This window comes from Streptomyces sp. NPDC050743, from assembly GCF_044456925.1.
Lineage (GTDB): Bacteria > Actinomycetota > Actinomycetes > Streptomycetales > Streptomycetaceae > Streptomyces.
Genome location: NZ_JBITGJ010000096.1, coordinates 1 through 17,315, shown reverse-complemented (window position 1 = coordinate 17,315; position 17,315 = coordinate 1). Strand labels below are relative to the sequence as shown.

General features: G+C 71.6%; 19 protein-coding genes. 13 read left to right on the top strand and 6 right to left on the bottom strand.

The features are described from left to right. The first annotated feature begins 55 nt into the window (after positions 1 to 55). Genes deoC through ACIBJF_RS43575 form a run of 3 tightly spaced genes read left to right on the top strand, consistent with a single transcriptional unit; the run spans position 56 to position 3,329 of the window. Complete coding sequence (deoC, locus tag ACIBJF_RS43585; RefSeq protein WP_399182721.1) at positions 56 to 1,015, top strand: deoxyribose-phosphate aldolase; 960 nt, start codon at positions 56 to 58, stop codon at positions 1,013 to 1,015. A 6-nt stretch (positions 1,016 to 1,021) separates the two neighbouring features. Beyond that, a complete protein-coding gene (locus ACIBJF_RS43580; RefSeq protein ID WP_399182700.1) occupies positions 1,022 to 2,452 on the top strand; it encodes an aldehyde dehydrogenase family protein in 1,431 nt (476 codons plus the stop codon). Next, on the top strand, positions 2,445 to 3,329 hold the full coding sequence (locus ACIBJF_RS43575; RefSeq protein ID WP_399182698.1) for an aldehyde dehydrogenase family protein: 885 nt from the start codon (positions 2,445 to 2,447) through the stop codon (positions 3,327 to 3,329). Before ACIBJF_RS43580 ends, ACIBJF_RS43575 begins: the two co-directional genes overlap by 8 nt. 87 nt (positions 3,330 to 3,416) lie before the next feature. Here ACIBJF_RS43575 and ACIBJF_RS43570 read toward each other — a convergent pair whose 3' ends face one another. Further along, entirely contained in the window at positions 3,417 to 3,821 is a 405-nt protein-coding gene (locus ACIBJF_RS43570) for a hypothetical protein (RefSeq protein WP_399182696.1), read from the bottom strand. Positions 3,822 to 3,948: 127 nt separating this feature from the next. Between ACIBJF_RS43570 and ACIBJF_RS43565 the strand changes: the two genes are divergently transcribed. Next, a complete protein-coding gene (locus tag ACIBJF_RS43565; RefSeq protein ID WP_399182694.1) occupies positions 3,949 to 4,584 on the top strand; it encodes a uridine kinase in 636 nt (211 codons plus the stop codon). A gap of 181 nt (positions 4,585 to 4,765) precedes the next feature. Here ACIBJF_RS43565 and ACIBJF_RS43560 read toward each other — a convergent pair whose 3' ends face one another. Beyond that, positions 4,766 to 5,506: a SigE family RNA polymerase sigma factor gene (locus ACIBJF_RS43560; RefSeq protein WP_399182692.1), complete on the bottom strand. Its 741-nt coding sequence runs from the start codon at positions 5,504 to 5,506 to the stop codon at positions 4,766 to 4,768. Positions 5,507 to 5,745: 239 nt separating this feature from the next. Here ACIBJF_RS43560 and afsQ1 point away from each other — a divergent pair, with 239 nt between their 5' ends. From afsQ1 to ACIBJF_RS43535, 5 genes are all read left to right on the top strand, one after another. Continuing rightward, positions 5,746 to 6,423, top strand: a complete 678-nt coding sequence (gene afsQ1 / locus ACIBJF_RS43555) for a two-component system response regulator AfsQ1 (protein ID WP_031024517.1) — start codon at positions 5,746 to 5,748, stop codon at positions 6,421 to 6,423. Beyond that, a complete protein-coding gene (locus tag ACIBJF_RS43550; protein WP_399182690.1) occupies positions 6,420 to 8,024 on the top strand; it encodes an ATP-binding protein in 1,605 nt (534 codons plus the stop codon). The genes afsQ1 and ACIBJF_RS43550 overlap by 4 nt, the downstream gene beginning before the upstream one ends. After that, on the top strand, positions 8,024 to 8,641 hold the full coding sequence (locus ACIBJF_RS43545) for a hypothetical protein (RefSeq protein WP_399182688.1): 618 nt from the start codon (positions 8,024 to 8,026) through the stop codon (positions 8,639 to 8,641). The genes ACIBJF_RS43550 and ACIBJF_RS43545 overlap by 1 nt, the downstream gene beginning before the upstream one ends. 116 nt (positions 8,642 to 8,757) lie before the next feature. After that, the gene (locus ACIBJF_RS43540) at positions 8,758 to 9,324 is read left to right on the top strand and encodes a VanZ family protein (protein WP_399182686.1); all 567 of its coding nucleotides are present in this window, start codon (positions 8,758 to 8,760) and stop codon (positions 9,322 to 9,324) included. 112 nt (positions 9,325 to 9,436) lie between these two features. Further along, complete coding sequence (locus ACIBJF_RS43535) at positions 9,437 to 9,637, top strand: PspC domain-containing protein (RefSeq protein ID WP_031164028.1); 201 nt, start codon at positions 9,437 to 9,439, stop codon at positions 9,635 to 9,637. 77 nt (positions 9,638 to 9,714) lie between these two features. Here the strand turns inward: ACIBJF_RS43535 and ACIBJF_RS43530 are convergent, their stop codons facing one another. Both ACIBJF_RS43530 and ACIBJF_RS43525 read right to left on the bottom strand, forming a co-directional pair. Beyond that, positions 9,715 to 10,083 carry an ATP-binding protein gene (locus ACIBJF_RS43530; protein WP_399182684.1) on the bottom strand — a complete coding sequence of 123 codons (369 nt, stop codon included), beginning with the start codon at positions 10,081 to 10,083 and terminating at the stop codon, positions 9,715 to 9,717. Between the two features lie 150 nt (positions 10,084 to 10,233). Next, positions 10,234 to 11,397: an adenosine deaminase gene (locus ACIBJF_RS43525; RefSeq protein WP_399182682.1), complete on the bottom strand. Its 1,164-nt coding sequence runs from the start codon at positions 11,395 to 11,397 to the stop codon at positions 10,234 to 10,236. Positions 11,398 to 11,520: 123 nt separating this feature from the next. On the opposite strand from ACIBJF_RS43525, the gene ACIBJF_RS43520 reads away from it, so the two are divergent. Next, positions 11,521 to 12,282 carry an alpha/beta hydrolase gene (locus tag ACIBJF_RS43520; RefSeq protein ID WP_399182680.1) on the top strand — a complete coding sequence of 254 codons (762 nt, stop codon included), beginning with the start codon at positions 11,521 to 11,523 and terminating at the stop codon, positions 12,280 to 12,282. 26 nt (positions 12,283 to 12,308) lie between these two features. On the opposite strand, the gene ACIBJF_RS43515 is transcribed toward ACIBJF_RS43520, so the two are convergent. Beyond that, positions 12,309 to 13,271 carry a LysR substrate-binding domain-containing protein gene (locus ACIBJF_RS43515; RefSeq protein WP_399182678.1) on the bottom strand — a complete coding sequence of 321 codons (963 nt, stop codon included), beginning with the start codon at positions 13,269 to 13,271 and terminating at the stop codon, positions 12,309 to 12,311. A 63-nt stretch (positions 13,272 to 13,334) separates the two neighbouring features. Here ACIBJF_RS43515 and ACIBJF_RS43510 point away from each other — a divergent pair, with 63 nt between their 5' ends. Together ACIBJF_RS43510 and ACIBJF_RS43505 are read left to right on the top strand one after the other, a co-directional pair. Then, on the top strand, positions 13,335 to 14,618 hold the full coding sequence (locus ACIBJF_RS43510) for an MFS transporter (RefSeq protein WP_399182676.1): 1,284 nt from the start codon (positions 13,335 to 13,337) through the stop codon (positions 14,616 to 14,618). A 175-nt stretch (positions 14,619 to 14,793) separates the two neighbouring features. Next, positions 14,794 to 15,807, top strand: coding sequence for a sigma-70 family RNA polymerase sigma factor (locus ACIBJF_RS43505; protein ID WP_399182674.1), 1,014 nt, complete (start codon positions 14,794 to 14,796; stop codon positions 15,805 to 15,807). Here ACIBJF_RS43505 and ACIBJF_RS43500 read toward each other — a convergent pair. Next, entirely contained in the window at positions 15,691 to 16,077 is a 387-nt protein-coding gene (locus ACIBJF_RS43500; RefSeq protein ID WP_399182672.1) for an STAS domain-containing protein, read from the bottom strand. The genes ACIBJF_RS43505 and ACIBJF_RS43500 overlap by 117 nt on opposite strands. Positions 16,078 to 16,144: 67 nt before the next feature. On the opposite strand from ACIBJF_RS43500, the gene ACIBJF_RS43495 reads away from it, so the two are divergent. Next, positions 16,145 to 17,065: an AEC family transporter gene (locus ACIBJF_RS43495; protein WP_399182670.1), complete on the top strand. Its 921-nt coding sequence runs from the start codon at positions 16,145 to 16,147 to the stop codon at positions 17,063 to 17,065. The last annotated feature ends 250 nt before the right edge of the window (positions 17,066 to 17,315 follow it).

Below are 17,315 nucleotides of genomic sequence, written 5' to 3'. Positions count from 1 at the left end.
ACGAGCGCAGGGGCTGTACAGCTGCTACGCGCGTAGATATGCTCGTCTGGTGACCATGCCCACCACTGCACCCACAGCACACGCTCTCGCTGACGTCACCGCGTCCGACAGCACGCTGCGCCGCTTCCTGCACGGGCTGCCCGGCGTCGACGCGGTCGGCCTGGAGGCGCGCGCCGCGTCTCTCGGCACCCGTTCCATCAAGACCACCGCGAAGGCGTACGCCATCGACCTCGCCATCTCGATGGTCGACCTGACGACGCTGGAAGGCGCGGACACCCCGGGCAAGGTCCGGGCGCTCGGCGCCAAGGCGGTCCACCCCGACCCCACGGACCGTACGACCCCGGCGACCGCCGCGGTCTGCGTCTACCCCGACATGGTGGCCGTGGCCAAGGAGGCCGTCGCCGGCTCCGGCGTGAAGGTCGCCTCGGTCGCCACCGCGTTCCCGGCCGGCCGTGCCGCCCTCGACGTGAAGCTGGCCGACGTCCGCGAGGCCGTCGCCGCCGGCGCCGACGAGATCGACATGGTCATCGACCGGGGCGCGTTCCTCGCCGGCAAGTACCTGAAGGTGTACGACGAGATCGTCGCCGTGAAGCAGGCCTGCGGCGACAGCGCCCGGCTGAAGGTCATCTTCGAGACCGGCGAGCTGTCGACGTACGACAACATCCGCCGCGCCTCCTGGCTCGGCATGCTGGCGGGCGCCGACTTCATCAAGACCTCGACCGGCAAGGTGGCGGTGAACGCGACCCCCGCCAACACCCTCCTCATGCTGGAGGCCGTACGGGACTTCCGCGCCCAGACCGGCGTCCAGGTCGGCGTGAAGCCGGCCGGCGGCATCCGCACCAGCAAGGACGCGATCAAGTTCCTGGTCCTGGTCAACGAGACCGCGGGCGAGGACTGGCTGGACAACCACTGGTTCCGCTTCGGCGCCTCCTCGCTGCTGAACGACCTGCTGATGCAGCGCCAGAAGCTGGCCACCGGCCGCTACTCCGGCCCCGACTACGTGACGGTGGACTGATCGATCATGGTTTTTGAGTACGCACCCGCGCCCGAGTCCCGCTCCGTCGTCGACATCGCCCCGTCCTACGGCCTGTTCATCGACGGCGAGTTCGTGGACGCGGCCGACGGCAAGGTCTTCAAGACGATCAGCCCGAGCACCGAGGAGGTGCTCTCGGAGGTCGCCCAGGCCGGCGCCGAGGACGTCGACCGGGCCGTCAAGGCCGCCCGCAAGGCCTTCGAGACGTGGTCGGCGCTGCCCGGCTCCGAGCGCGCCAAGTACCTGTTCCGCATCGCCCGGATCATCCAGGAGCGCAGCCGCGAGCTGGCCGTCCTGGAGACGCTGGACAACGGCAAGCCGATCAAGGAGACGCGGGACGCCGACCTGCCCCTGGTGGCGGCCCACTTCTTCTACTACGCCGGCTGGGCCGACAAGCTCGACCACGCCGGTTTCGGCCCGAACCCGCAGGCGCTCGGCGTCGCCGGCCAGGTCATCCCCTGGAACTTCCCGCTGCTGATGCTGGCCTGGAAGATCGCCCCGGCGCTCGCGACCGGCAACACGGTCGTCCTGAAGCCGGCCGAGACCACGCCGCTGAGCGCGCTGTTCTTCGCGGACATCTGCCGCCAGGCCGGCCTGCCCAAGGGTGTCGTCAACATCCTCCCGGGCTACGGCGACACCGGCGCCGCGCTCGTCGCGCACCCGGACGTGAACAAGGTCGCCTTCACGGGCTCGACGGCCGTGGGCAAGGAGATCGCGCGGACCGTCGCCGGCACGCGCAAGAAGCTCACCCTCGAACTGGGCGGCAAGGGCGCCAACATCGTCTTCGACGACGCCCCGATCGACCAGGCCGTCGAGGGCATCGTCACCGGCATCTTCTTCAACCAGGGCCAGGTCTGCTGCGCGGGCTCGCGGCTGCTGGTCCAGGAGTCGGTCCAGGACGAACTGCTGGAGTCCCTCAAGCGCAGGCTCTCCACGCTCCGGCTCGGCGACCCGCTGGACAAGAACACCGACATCGGCGCGATCAACTCCGCCGAGCAGCTGGCCCGGATCACCTCGCTCGCCGAGCAGGGCGAGGCGGAGGGCGCCGAGCGCTGGTCCCCGGCCTGCGAACTGCCGACCTCCGGCTACTGGTTCGCCCCGACGCTCTTCACGAACGTCACCCAGGCGCACACCATCGCCCGCGACGAGATCTTCGGCCCGGTGCTGTCCGTCCTCACCTTCCGCACCCCGGACGAGGCGGTAGCCAAGGCCAACAACACGCAGTACGGCCTGTCGGCGGGCATCTGGACCGAGAAGGGCTCGCGCATCCTGGCGGTCGCGAACAAGCTGCGCGCGGGCGTGATCTGGTCCAACACGTTCAACAAGTTCGACCCGACCTCGCCGTTCGGCGGCTACAAGGAGTCGGGCTTCGGCCGCGAGGGCGGCCGCCACGGCCTGGAGGCATACCTCGATGTCTGACCGTTTGAGCGTCTTCAAGACCTACAAGCTGTACGTCGGCGGGAAGTTCCCGCGTTCCGAGAGCGGCCGGGTGTACGAGGTGACGGACTCGAAGGGCAACTGGCTGGCCAACGCTCCGCAGTCCAGCCGCAAGGACGCCCGTGACGCGGTCGTCGCGGCCCGCAAGGCGTTCGGCGGCTGGTCCGGCGCGACGGCGTACAACCGCGGCCAGGTGCTGTACCGCGTCGCGGAGATGCTGGAGGGCCGCCGCGAGCAGTTCGTGCGCGAGGTGGCCGACGCGGAGGGCCTGTCCAAGTCGAAGGCGGCGGGCGTCGTCGACGCGGCCGTCGACCGCTGGGTCTGGTACGCCGGCTGGACCGACAAGATCGCCCAGGTGATCGGCGGCGCGAACCCCGTCGCCGGGCCGTTCTTCAACCTGTCCTCGCCGGAGCCGACGGGTGTGGTGGCCGTACTGGCCCCGCAGGAGTCGTCGTTCCTGGGCCTGGTGTCGGTGCTCGCGCCGGTGATCGCCACCGGTAACACGGCGGTCGTGATCGCCTCCGAGAAGGCCCCGCTGCCCGCCCTGTCCCTGGCCGAGGTGCTGGCCACCTCCGACGTGCCGGGCGGTGTGGTGAACATCCTCTCCGGCCGTACGGCGGAGATCGCGGCGCCGCTGGCCGCGCACCAGGACGTCAACGCGATCGATCTCGCGGGCGCGGACGAGGCACTGGCGAAGGAGCTGGAGGTCGCCGCCGCCGACAATCTGAAGCGGGTCCTTCGTCCACAGGCTGTGGATTACTTCGAGACGCCCGGGATCGAGCGGATGACGGCGTTCCTGGAGACGAAGACGGTGTGGCATCCGACGGGGTCGCTGGGCGCGTCCGGCTCTTCTTACTGACGGGGCCGGCGGGGAACTGCGGTGGTCGGCCGGCTGCGGGTTGTCCGTGGCCGGTCGCGCAGTTCCCCGCACCCCTGGCGGGGCGCCTCAGTGACCCAGTACTCCCAGGACCTGGCCCACCACCGGCACCGACCCGAGCGACTGCGCCTCGGCCACCGGCGCCGTCAGCATCTGTGACGTCGCCGGCTTGAAGTCGGCCAGTTGGGTGCCCACCCCGTTGTCCAGGGGATCCACGCCCGTGCCCGCAAGCGGGTTGGGCTTGAGGCCGGCCACCGGGCCCGTGACGTAGCCGACCGTGCCGGTGGCGGCCGCCAGGCCCGCCTGCGGGTCGATGTGACCGAGCGAGGTCGGCCGCCACGGCACCTCCACGACCGGGGCGGCGGCGTCCGCGTGGGCCGTCGCCACGCCCGCGCCCAGGGCCGCTCCCGCGGTCGCGAGGGCGATCAGGGCACGCTGTGCGACGGGGTGCTGGGGGGAGGTGTGTCGGGCCATCGCTGGTGCCGCCTTCTGGTGCGCAGGGTAATGGTGTCGGCACGTAGGGTAGTTGAGGCGGGAGTCACGCTCAAAAGCCGACCCGCGGGGTCGGCAGGCGCGCCGCCATACGTCAAACTGGTGTTCCGTGAGCATTCATCCCCCGTCACCCGCCCGCGTCGTGCTGCTGTGCGGCCCCTCGGGCTCGGGCAAGTCACTCGTCGCCGCCCGTTCCGGGCTCCCCGTCCTGCGTCTGGACGACTTCTACAAGGAGGGTGACGACCCGACTCTGCCCTTGGTGGAGGGGAGTTCGGACATCGACTGGGATCATCCCGAGTCCTGGGACGCGGATGTCGCCGTTCGGGCCATCACCCGGCTGTGTGCCACCGGTTCGACGCCGGTGCCGGTGTACGACATCGCGCGGAGCGCCCGCACCGGCGAGGAGACGCTGCACATCGGCCGTACCCCGCTGTTCCTCGCGGAGGGCATCTTCGCGGCGGAGATCGTCGAGCGCTGCCGGGAGTTGGGCCTGCTCGCGGACGCGCTGTGCCTGAGCCGCGGACCGGTCGTCACCTTCCGCCGGCGGTTCCTGCGGGATCTGAAGGAGGGCCGCAAGTCGGTGCCGTTCCTGCTGCGCCGCGGCTGGCGGCTGATGCGCGACGAGCGGTCGATCGTCGCCCGCCAGGTGTCCCTGGGCGCGCATCCGTGCGATCGGGACGAGGCGCTGGGACGGCTCGCGGCAGCGGCGGCGGGGCGGCAGGCGCGTCAGCGGACGGTGGCGTAGGCGCCGTACGCGAGACGGTGACCCGAGCGCCGTACGGAAAACGGAAGCGGGACTGGACAGGCCCCCCGACCCTCCAGTCCCGCTTCTCGTGCTCCCCCGTTCCCCCGTGGTTCCTCCCCCGTGTCCCCCTCCGTTTTCCCCCGTGATTCCCCCGCGGGTCACCCCCCGGTGACCCCTGACCTCAGGCGACCAGTTCGCCGAAGGCGTTCTCCTCGTCACGGCCGAAGCTGAGGACCTCGTCCTCGCGCAGCCGGCGCAGCGAGCGCCAGATGCTGGACTTCACCGTGCCGACACTGATGTCGAGGATCTCCGCGATCTCCGGGTCCGTACGGCCCTCGTAGTAGCGCAGGACCAGCATGGTGCGCTGGAGCTCGGGCAGCCGGGCCAGCGCCTGCCACAGGACCGCGCGCAGCTCGGTGCCGCGCATCGCGTCCGTGTCGGAGGGCGTCTCCGGCAGTTCCTCGGTCGGGTACTCGTTGAGCTTGCGGCGCCGCCAGGCGCTGATGTGCAGGTTGGTCATGGTGCGGCGGAGGTATCCGCCGACCGCGGCCTTGTCGCTGATCCGGTCCCACGCCTTGTACGTCGAGAACAGCGCGCTCTGCAGCAGGTCCTCGGCCTCGAAGCGGTCGCCGGTCAGGTGGTAGGCGGTGGCGTACAGGGAGGCGCGGCGCTCCTGGACGTAGGCGGTGAACTCCGCCTCCGTCAGGGAACGGCGCTGCTCCCCCGAGTCCTCCCCGTACGCGGATCCCCCGTGCGTCTCCCCCGTGTGCGCGTCGACCACCGTCATGTAGGCGGTGTGCTGACGCCCCGTGCCGCGAGCGCACCCCCGCCCGCTCACGGCACCGGACTTCTCGGAACCCCGGTGCACGTCGTGCAGACGCGTGACTACGGCGCTGGTGCTGATGCTGTGCAGCGTGTTCATCTCGCGCTCCCCGTGGTGGACTTCCGGTGTTTCGGTCTCGCCGAGCCGGCTGGTCTGTCCCGCCCTGCCCGTGTCCAAAAGACTGCCGGGGCCACTTCATGGCCGTGTCCGCCGACTGTCACAGACCTGTCACAGGGGCCGGCCCAGCGTCGTCACAGCAAGTGCACAGGTGGTGGCGGTAGGGAAGGCCTGGTGTCGGCGGGTCGTACGACAGCCCGTCCATGGGCCAGAATGAGCGCGTGCCTTCCCTGTTGCTGATCGAGGACGACGACGCCATCCGCACGGCCCTGGAGCTCTCCCTGACGCGCCAGGGACACCGGGTGGCGACCGCTGCCAGCGGTGAGGACGGTCTGAAGCTGCTGCGCGAGCAGCGGCCGGACCTGATCGTGCTGGACGTGATGCTGCCCGGCATCGACGGCTTCGAGGTGTGCCGTCGCATCCGGCGCACCGACCAGCTGCCGATCATCCTGCTGACCGCGCGCAGTGACGACATCGACGTGGTGGTCGGGCTGGAGTCCGGCGCCGACGACTATGTCGTCAAGCCGGTGCAGGGCCGGGTGCTGGACGCCCGGATCCGGGCGGTGCTGCGGCGCGGGGAGCGCGAGTCCAGCGACTCGGCGACCTTCGGCAGCCTCGTCATCGACCGGTCGGCGATGACCGTGACGAAGAACGGCGAGGACCTGCAGCTGACCCCGACCGAGCTGAGGCTGCTGCTGGAGCTGAGCCGGCGGCCCGGTCAGGCGCTGTCCCGGCAGCAGCTGCTGCGGCTGGTGTGGGAGCACGACTACCTCGGTGACTCGCGGCTCGTGGACGCCTGTGTGCAGCGGCTGCGCGCGAAGGTCGAGGACGTGCCGTCGTCCCCGACGCTGATCCGTACCGTCCGTGGTGTCGGCTACCGCCTGGACGCGCCTCAGTGACCGACACGCAAGGGGGGCTGCGCGGCTGGTCCGCGCGGCGCACGGGAAGTCTGTCGCGGCTCCGGTTCACGAGCCTCAGACTGCGCCTGGTCGTCGTCTTCGCGCTGGTGGCGCTCACGGCCGCCGTCTCCGCGTCCGGCATCGCCTACTGGCTGAACCGGGAAGCGGTGCTCACCCGGGCCCAGGACGCGGTGCTGCGCGACTTCCGGCAGGAGATGCAGAACCGGGCGGGCGCGCTGCCGGCGCATCCCACGCAGGACGAACTGCAGCGCGCGGCGGGCCAGATGGCCGCGAGCAGCCAGCACTTCAGCGTGCTGCTGGTCGCCCAGGACGCCGACGGCAAGACGGTGTACGGCAACTCGGGCGGTATCAACGGCTTCTCGCTGGAGGACGTGCCGAAGTCGCTGCGCGCGGCCGTGAACAAGCAGCAGAAGGTGACCGACGGCAACAAGGAGCCGTACCACCTGTACTGGCAGCGGGTCGTGGACCACGGCACGCCGTATCTGGTGGCCGGTTCGCGGGTGATCGGCGGCGGGCCCACGGGCTACATGGCCAAGTCGCTGGAGCCGGAGGCGAAGGACCTCAACTCGCTGGCCTGGTCGCTGGGCATCGCCACCGGGCTCGCGCTGATCGGGGCCGCGCTGCTCGCGCAGGCCGCGGCCACGACCGTGCTGAAGCCGGTGCACCGGCTGGGCGTCGCCGCCCGGCGGCTCGGCGAGGGCAGGCTCGACACGCGGCTGCGGGTGTCGGGGACCGACGAACTCGCCGATCTGTCCCGGACGTTCAACAACGCCGCCGAGGCGCTGGAGAAGCGGGTCGCGGAGATGGCCGCGCGCGACGACGCCTCGCGTCGCTTCGTCGCCGACATGAGCCACGAGCTGCGGACGCCGCTGACCGCCATCACCGCCGTGACGGAGGTGCTGGAGGAGGAGCTGGACTCCGAGGCCGGCGGCATCGACCCGATGATCGAGCCCGCGGTCCGGCTGGTGGTGAGCGAGACTCGGCGCCTGAACGACCTGGTCGAGAACCTGATGGAGGTCACCCGCTTCGACGCGGGCACCGCCCGGCTGGTCCTGGACGACGTCGACCTCGCCGACCAGATCACGGCCTGCATCGACGCCCGGGCCTGGCTGGACGCGGTCGACCTGGACGCCGAGCGCGGCATCCACGCCCGCCTCGACCCGCGCCGGCTGGACGTCATCCTCGCCAACCTGATCGGCAACGCGCTCAAGCACGGCGGGTCGCCGGTGCGGGTGTCGGTGCGCATAGACGGCGACGACCTGGTCATCGCGGTGCGCGACCACGGTCCGGGCATCCCCGAGGACGTGCTCCCGCACGTCTTCGACCGCTTCTTCAAGGCGAGCGCCTCCCGGCCGCGCTCCGAGGGCAGCGGGCTGGGCCTGTCCATCGCCATGGAGAACGCCCACATCCACGGCGGCGAGATCACCGCCGCCAACTCGCCCGAAGGCGGTGCGGTGTTCACACTGCGGCTGCCGCGCGACGCCTCCCGGCTCACGGAGGAGACCGACGAGGGCGACAAGACCGGCAAGGACGCTTCCGGGGACTCCGGAAGCTCGGGAAGTTCAGGAAAGGAGGGGTGATGACCGTACGACGCCTGACCGTGCGAGGCCTGCTGGCGCTGCCCCTCCTCGGCCTGCTGCTCTCCGGCTGCGGCATCCGGGCCACCCAGGTGCCCACCGACTTCGGGGCGGCGCCGTCCCGGGTGCCGTGCTCGCTGGCCGGCCCGGACCTGGCCAAGCAGTCCTCGCAGGGCGTCCCCGTGCAGGTCTTCCTGCTCTGCGCGGCGTCCCTGGTGACCGTCGACCGGACGGTACGCGTCCCCGAGGGCACCCCGGACGCGCGGCGCCGGGTGATCGTGGCACAGGGGCTGCTGGACCAGCTGGCCGCGTCCCCGTCCGCCGCGGAGCGCTCCGCGGGCTATACGACGTACGTGCCGGGCGGCCTCTCCGTGCACGGGCCCGGCCCGAAGGACCCCGAGGACGCGCTGCATCTGAGCACCGCACCGTCCCGTCTCACCTCCTACGCCCTGGCCCAGCTGGTGTGCACCCTCTCCGACTCGGCGGCGACGGAGGGCGACGGCTCGGTCATCCTCGGCGGCCCGGACACCGGGCCCCTGCGCCGCTACGAGTGCACCGACGACGTCCGCGACCGCCCGGGCAGCGTGGAGCCGCCGTCGAGCGAGGTCGCGGGGCCGTAGCGCGGCTGCGGGCAGGCGAACCGGAACCCCCGCGGCGAAACCCCTTTCCACAGCACAGGGCAACCGGAGCGTTGCGGCGCGGAACCGATCGGCACCGGCTCGGCGTCTAGGGGGGCGTGCAGCGTCAAGGCTCCATCGGCGGCGGCAGCGCCGCGATACATGTCCGGGTGACAGGGGGTGTCCTCCTCGTCGCCCACCTCGCCCTCGTCGCCTGGCTAATGCTGCGACCGCTGAACGTGCCCTGGGTGGCACCGCCCAACCTGCACCCCCTCGTCGGCATACGGGGCGACCTGGCCCAGGGCTGGCCGGAAGCCGCCAGACGCATCGGCGAGGGCCTGGCCCTGCTCGCCCCGCTGGGCGTGCTGCTGCCGATGGCGCACGGCAGGCTCGGCGGCTCCCCGCTGTCCTCCCTGATCCGCACCACCGCCGCGGGCGCCCTCGTCTCCACGGGCATAGCCCTGCTGCAGACCGGCGTGCCCGGGAGGGCCGTGGACGTCGACTCGCTGCTGCTGAACACCGCGGGCGTCGCCCTGGCCCACCTGGCCGTCGTACCGGCGGGCCGCGCCTGGCTGCGGCGCCGGGACGCGCGGCCGGACGACGGGGCGGAGCAGCCCGTCGCCGCGCAGGAGGAACTGCCTCAGGGTCGTACCCCGACGATTCCCAGGGTCGGGATCGCCCCGTAGAGCGACGCTTCGCCCGCTTCGTCTGCCTACCGTGGAAGGCAGTTGAGGGACGCCACCGGGGCGGCCCCGACCCCGGCTCGACGAGCGAGCCGACGACCACGGAGGAGCCGCCATGTCCGCCCTTGCCCGCCCCACCCACGGCCGCGTGATCGGCGGAGTGTGCGCCGCGCTGGCACGGCGCTTCGGCACCTCCGCGACGACGATGCGGGTGATCTTCCTGCTCTCCTGTCTGCTGCCGGGCCCGCAGTTCCTGCTCTACATAGCGCTGTGGATCCTGCTGCCGGCCGAGGACAAGACACGCACCGCCTGGTGAGAGCGGACGCGTGAACGCCGCTGGGGCGCCCTCGGACAGTTCCGGGGCGCCCCAGCGGCGTCGTACGGCCGTCGGCGTCAGCCGAGCGGGATCCCGTTCACCGGCACACCGTGCGTGGGCAGGCCGGTGTTGTGCAGCGGCAGCCCGCCGAGCAGCCCGGCGACCGGCGCGGTCGGGCCCTTGGCGAGCACGTTCCGGACGGCCGGCTGCGCGGCGGCCATCCCGGCACCCACGGCACCCTGCCCCTGGGCGAGCGCCTCGGTGGCGCCCGGCAGCGCCTTGGAGACGTTCTCGGCCGGCAGCGTCTTGGCGACGGAGCCCAGGGCCTGCGTGGCCTGGGCGGCGTCGGGGACGGCCGGGGCCGCGTTGGCCGCGCCCGCGCCGACAGCGGCGAAGGCGGCACCGAGGGCGGCGACACCGAGGGTCTTGGCAGCAGACTGCTTCATGGTGAATGCGTCCTTGAATGCGGAGACGGAGATCACGAACGATCCGAGCGGTCCACGACCGTAAACACGCCGGGCCGCCCGCCGCAAACACCGAAATGCGGACGGCTTGTGAAAGCGCGTCCGCATTCCGTGCCGGAGTCCGGGGTGCGACTAGCCCTCCGAATCGGCGGAACCGCTGGTAGAGGCGGTCTGCCGGAACAGCCATTCGGATTTCAGCTCCGCATATCCGGGCTTGACGACGTCATTGATCATGGCGAGTCGTTCATCGAAAGGAATGAACGCTGATTTCATCGCATTGACGGAGAACCACTGCAGGTCGTCGAGCGTATAGCCGAACGCGTCGACGAGATGCTCGAATTCCTGGCTCATGCTGGTGTGCGACATCAGCCGGTTGTCGGTGTTCACGGTGGCCCGGAAGTGCAGCCGGCGCAACAGCCCGATCGGGTGCTCGACATAGGAGGTCGCCGCCCCCGTCTGCAGGTTGGAGCTGGGGCACAGCTCCAGCGGGATCCGCTTGTCACGCACGTACGACGCCAGGCGGCCGAGGCTGACGGAGCCGTCCTCGTGGATCTCGATGTCGTCGATGATCCGCACCCCGTGCCCGAGCCGGTCGGCGCCGCACCACTGCAGCGCCTGCCAGATGGACGGCAGCCCGAAGGCCTCGCCAGCGTGGATGGTGAAGTGATTGTTCTCGCGCTTGAGGTACTCGAAGGCGTCCAGGTGCCGGGTGGGCGGGTAGCCGGCCTCGGCGCCCGCGATGTCGAAGCCGACGACCCCGGAGTCCCGGTAGCGGTTGGCGAGTTCGGCGATCTCCAGGGAGCGGGCGGCATGCCGCATGGCGGTCAGCAGGGCGCCGACCCGGATCCGGTGGCCGTTCCCCCGGGCGAGCCGCTCGCCCTGCCGGAACCCCTCGTTGACGGCCTCGACCACCTCCTCCAGGGTGAGCCCGCGCTCCAGGTGCTGCTCGGGCGCGTAGCGCACCTCGGCGTAGACCACCCCGTCCTCCGCGAGGTCCTCGGCGCACTCGCGGGCGACCCGGACGAGCGCCTCCCGCGTCTGCATCACGCCGACGGTGTGCCTGAAGGTCTCCAGATACCGTTCCAGCGAGCCGGAGTCGGCGGCCTCGCGGAACCAGATGCCCAGCTTGTCCGGATCGGTCTCGGGAAGCTCCGAGTAGCCGGTCTCCTGGGCGAGTCCGACGACGGTTCCGGGGCGGAGCCCGCCGTCGAGATGGTCGTGCAGCAGAACCTTGGGCGCCCGGCGGATCTGGTCCGGCGTCGGAAGCGTCCCGGTCGGTGCGGTCTGGCTCGTCATTTCCGCACTGTAACGCCTACGCGCGTAGAGGACCGGGAATCGGCGACATCGCCTTTCCGCCGATACGCAAAGGTGACCCCACGCACTGGTTTCGTACACCGCTCCTTCTGACACTGTTCTGCCATGGGACAGCAAGCGACGCCGGCCCGAACGGCCAGGCTCGGAAAGGCAGTCGGCCCGGAGCCGGCGACGGTGTGCGCAGCGGTGGTGCTGCTCCCCGGCGGGGAGGAGGTCTCCGACCGCGGGCCATCCCTCGTCCGGGCGGCGACCGCGCTGCGCTCGCTGGGCCGACGGTTCGCTCGCGCGGGGCGGGAGGAGGGCTTGGCCGTCCATACCGTCCACTACCGGTACCGGGGCTGGAACGGCAGCGAGGCGCATCTGGCGGCGGACGCGCAGTGGGCCGCCGACGAGGTCGTACGACGGTACGGGGACGTTCCCGTGTGCCTGGTCGGAATGGACATGGGCGGCCGGGCGGCGCTGCGGGCCGGCGGCCACGAGGCCGTCAACTCCGTTGTGGCACTGGCTCCTTGGCTGCCGGAGGACGACGTCGCCGCGCCTGCCGAGCCGGTGAAGCAGCTCGTGGGGCGGCGGGTGCTGATCGTGCACGGCACGAACGACGAGCGGACCGATCCCGAGCTGTCGTTCCGGTTCGCGGCGCGGGCGAAGAAGGTGAACCGCGAGGTGTGCCGGTTCGAAGTGCACTCCGACGGGCACGGGCTGCACGGGCATCGGGACGAAGTGGCCTGGCTGGCCGTCGACTTCATGATGGGGGCGCTGTTCGGGCACTCCGTCTCCCGCCCCGTCGAGGATGCGCTTGCCGCTCCGCCGCCGATCGGGCTCCGGATGCCGTTGGCCGCGGGGTTCGGCAAGTCGTTGAAGCGCTAGAGCCCGCCCCTTCGGGCCGGCGCCGCTCAGGCCGGCAGCAGGTTGCCCCTCCTCGAGAGCAGGAACTTCTTGAAGGCGGCCACCGGTGGGGTGTCAGGGCGGTCCGCCAGCCAGGCGACACCGATCTCTCGTACCGCTCTCGGGGCCGTGACCGACAGCTCCACGACCCCCGGCCTGGGTACGGTCGGCGGTGGCAGGAGGGCGACCCCCAGGCCGGCGGCCACCAAACCCCTCAGGGTCTCCGCCTCCTCGCCCTCGAAGGCGACCCTCGGGCGGAAGCCGGCCTCCCGGCACAGGGAGTCGAAGATGCGGCGCAGGCCATAGCCGGGTTCCAGGGTGACCCAGGACTCGTCGGCGGCCTCGGCGAGGCGGATGCGGCGCCGGGCGGCCAGGCGGTGGTCGGCGGGGACGACCAGACGGAGTTTCTGCTCGTCCAGGCGACGGGCGACCAGGTCGGGGGCGTCGGGGACCGGTGAGGTGAGGCAGAGGTCCAGCTCGCCGGCGCGCAGGCCTTCCAGCATGGCCTCCCCGTAGTTCTGGACCAGGCTGAAGCGGACGCGCGGGTGGTCCTCGCGGAAGGCGTGCAGAAGGCCGGGGACCGTCTCGGCGCCCATGGTGTGCAGGAAGCCGAAGGCGACCTTGCCGGTGGCCGGGTCCGCGTCGGCGCGCACCTCCTCGGCGGCCCGCTCGATCTCGGCGAGGGCGCGTTCGACGGAGGTGAGGAAGGTGCGGCCGGCGGGGGTCAGGGAGACCGTGCGGCCGTGCCGGGCGAACAGGTCGACACCCAGATCCTGCTCCAGGCGGACCATCGCACGGGACAGGGTGGACTGGGGGACGCTCATCTCCTGGGCGGCGCGGGTGACGTGCTCGGTGCGGGCCACGCCGGCGAAGTACGCGAGGCGGGGAGCCAGCACCCGCGACATCGCCGACATGTCTTCTGTGTCACTGTTCGGTGACAGGCGGGGCTGTGAGCTCTGCTGATGCGGCATGGGAACGATTATGGCGATTCCATGCATTGGACGGATGAGACGTGCCGTCCCTACGGTCGAAGCATGTCTCCCGCCAGTACCGGGGCGTCCACCACTGTGGGCGCCGCAGCGACCGTCCCCGCCTCCGACACCTCCGCCGCCGACTCCCGTATGACTCCGGGCGGGCCCGGCTACCGCCGGATGAGCCTCGCCCTCTTCCTCGCCGGAGTCGCGACCTTCGCTCTTCTGTACTCCACGCAGGCCCTGCTGCCGCTGATCTCCGGCGAGTTCGGGGTCGCGGCGAGCGAGGCGAGCTGGACGGTGGCGGCCGCGACCGGCGGACTGGCCCTGTTCGTCCTGCCGATGAGCGCCCTGTCCGAGCGCTTCGGCCGCCGTACGGTGATGACGGGCTCGCTGGCCGTGGCGGTGGCCGTGGGGCTGCTGGTGCCGTTCGCGCCGTCGCTCGGCGTGCTGGTGGTGCTGCGGGCGGTGCAGGGTGCGGCGCTGGCCGGTCTGCCGGCCTCGGCGCAGGCCTATCTGGCCGAGGAGGTCCGGCCGAAGGCGCTGGTCACGGCGATCGGCCTGTTCGTGGCGGGTAACAGCGTGGGCGGCATGAGCGGCCGGGTGATCACCGGCTGGGTGGCCCAGGAGTGGGGCTGGCGGGTCGCCGTCGGTGTGATCGGTGTGATCGCCGTGGGGTGCGCGGTCGCCTTCCGGCTGCTGCTGCCGGCGCCGAGGCACTTCACGGCCGGCTCGCTGCGGCCCCGGATCCTGCTCGGCACGGTCCGCGACCACCTCGCGAACCCGCTGCTGCGACGGCTGTACGCGATCGGCGCGCTGTTCATGACGGTGTTCGGCGGCGTGTACACGGTGATCGGCTACCGGCTGACGGGCGCGCCGTTCGAGTTGCCGCAGGGCGTCATCGGCTCGATCTTCCTGGTCTACCTGGTGGGTACGGTGTCGGCGTCCACGGCGGGCCGGCTGGTGGGCCGGCTCGGCCGCCGGGGCGCGCTGTACCTGGCGGGCGGTACGACCGCCGCCGGCCTGCTGCTGTCGCTGGCACCCGTGCTGCCGCTGGTCCTGCTGGGCCTGGTGCTGATCACGGCGGGCTTCTTCGCCGGCCACGCGGTCGCCTCCTCGGCGGTCAGCAAGACGGCCACCCAGGGCCGCGCCCAGGCCTCGGCGCTGTACCAGTCCATGTACTACATCGGCTCCAGCGTCGGCAGCACGGTCGGCGCGACCGCGTTCCACGCGGCGGGCTGGAGCGGCACCGTCGAGGTCGGCCTGCTCGCGGTCGTCGGGGTCGTCACCATCACGGTGCTCGGTTCCGTGGCGGCCCGGCGAACCGTCGTGGCCCACGCGCACTGAGGCGCCCCGGAAAGGGGCCGGCCGGGCGGCCGGGGCGCGCGGCCGGTTCTCCGGCGCGCCATCCCTCACCTGCGCGTTTCCCGACTCCGTGCGCCACTGTCAGTGCCCTGCGGTAGCTTCCAAGTGCTGGGGCGCAAGGAAGCGCCGCGGGGAACGCCACAGGGGTGGGTGGACGATGGTCGACAGCACGGCGACGGCGGACCTGGACGTCGCACTGGAGAAGCACCGGACCGAGCTGACCGGTTACTGCTACCGCATGCTCGGCTCCTCCTTCGAGGCGGAGGACGCGGTGCAGGACACCCTGGTGCGGGCCTGGCGGAGCTACGACAAGTTCGAGGGCCGCTCCAGCCTGCGCTCGTGGCTGTACCGGATCGCGACGAACGTGTGCCTAGACATGCTGACGGCGGGCAACAAGCGGGCCAGACCGATGGACCTGACGGAATCGACCCCGCTCGCGCAGGCCGCGCTCTCCCCCCGCCCAGACCACACCTGGCTGGAACCGATGCCGGACGCGCGCGTGCTGCCGACGGTCGACGACCCGGCGGAGGCGGCCGTGGCGAAGGAATCGGTCCGGCTGGCCTTCATGGCTGCCCTCCAGCAACTGCCGCCCAAGCAGCGGGCGGTGCTGATCCTGCGCGAGGTGCTGGCCTGGAAGGCGAGCGAGGTCGCCGAGCTGCTGGGCACCTCGGTCGCCTCGGTCAACAGCGCGCTGCAGCGGGCGCGGGCCACGCTCGCGGAGCGCGCGGACGCGAGCCCCGAGGGCGCGGTGTCCGATCCCCTCGACGAGGAGCAGCAGAAACTCCTGGAGCGCTATGTCGAAGCCTTCGAGGGCTACGACATGACGGCGCTGACGGCGCTGCTGCACGAGGACGCCATCATGACGATGCCGCCGTTCGACCTGTGGCTGCGCGGCCCGGCCGACATCACCGGTTTCATGACGACCCTCGGCGCCTCCTGCGCCGGCTCCAGGCTGCTGCCGGTGCAGGTCAACGGCCTTCCGGGATTCGCGCACTACAAGCCGGACAAGGAGAAGGGCGGCTTCGCTCCCTGGGCCGTGCAGATGCTGGAGCTGTCAGACGGCCGGATCACCGGTTTCCACTGCTTCCTCGACACCAAGCGCTGGTTCCCGCTCTTCGGCCTCCCCCTCCACCTGGAAGCGGAGCCCGACGAGGTCGAGAAGGGCGTGTAGCGCGGGATCGGGGTCCCGCAGCCGGATCCGCCCGCCGGCCCGGCGGGCGGCCAGCTCCAGCCGCGCCAGCAGGTCCACGGCGGCCAGGCCCGGGGGCCCGAGCCCGGCCACGTCGCACACGACGACGCGGGGCCCCCCGCCCGCCAGCAGCTTCTGCACCTGGGCACACAGCGCCACCACCTCGTCCCGGGTGACGGGGCCGGGCAGCACGAGCACGGCGGGTTCCTTGGCATCCACGTGCGGTAGACCGGCGGACCGCGCGGAACTCATCGGTAAGGATCACCGTCGACGCAGATCACATTGACCGGTTCCCGCTCCACCTCGGAGGGTTGGCCGTGTGACGGGGGTGCTGAGCGGGTTCGCGGTGATCGCGGTCGTCATCGCGGTGGGCTATGTGCTCGGGCGGCGCGGGACGCTCGGGGCGCAGGGCGGCGAGGTGCTGACCCGGCTCGCCTTCACGGTGGCGGGCCCGGCGCTCCTGTTCACGACCCTCGCACGCGCCGACCTGTCGGTGCTGTTCTCGGCCCGCCTGCTGGTGACGGCGCTGAGCACGGCGGCGGTCGCCGGGACGTTCGCCGTGATCGGCACGGTACGCCGCTGGGGCGTGGGCCGTACGACCATCGGCGCCCTGTGCTCCGGTTATGTGAACTCGGGCAACCTCGGTATCCCGATCGCGGCGTACGTCCTGGGCGACGCCTCCCTGGTGGCGCCGGTGCTGCTCTTCCAGGTGGTCCTGGTGACCCCGGTCGCGCTGACGATCCTGGACCTGTCCGGCATGGGCGAGAAGGGCACGCTGTGGCGGCGCCTGCTGACACCGCTGCGGAATCCGATAGCGGTGGGCTCACTGTCCGGAGTGGCGGTCTCGGCGGCGGGCTGGACGATCCCGAGCCCCCTGCTGAACCCCCTCACCCTGATCGGCAACATGTCCGTCCCGGCGGCCCTGCTGGCCTTCGGCATGTCGCTGCACGGCAGTTCGGCCTCCGGCCGAGGCCGGGACCGCCGACTGGTCCTGCTGTCCGTGGCGCTCAAGTCCCTGGGCCAGCCGCTGGTGGCGTGGGCGCTGGCGACAGCGGTCTTCGGCCTCCACGGCGCCCCGCTGCTGGACGTGGTGGTGACCTCGGCCCTCCCGGCCGCGCAGAACATCTTCACGTACGCCGGCCGCTACCGGGTGGCCGAGGGCCTGGCCCGCGAGTCCATCCTGCTGTCGACGGTCGTGTCGGTGCCGGTGCTGGTAGGGGTGGCGGCGGTGTTGGGGTGACGCCGGGTCAGTCGACGGGGAACGTAAGGCGGAAGGGTGCGGGCAACTCGACAGGCGAGCCGAACGGTGCCGAGGCCAGGACCCGGTAGGTGCCGTCTTCTGGTTCGCCGTACAGGGTGACCGTGGGGCCTGACGGCGCCAGCCGGTCTGCGAGAAGTTGAAGCTCTCCCCTCCCCTCGGCAAGCCTCGGGAAGGAGATTCCTGCCTACATCGCTGCGGCAGGCTTGACGGTTTTACCCGCCCTGCGACC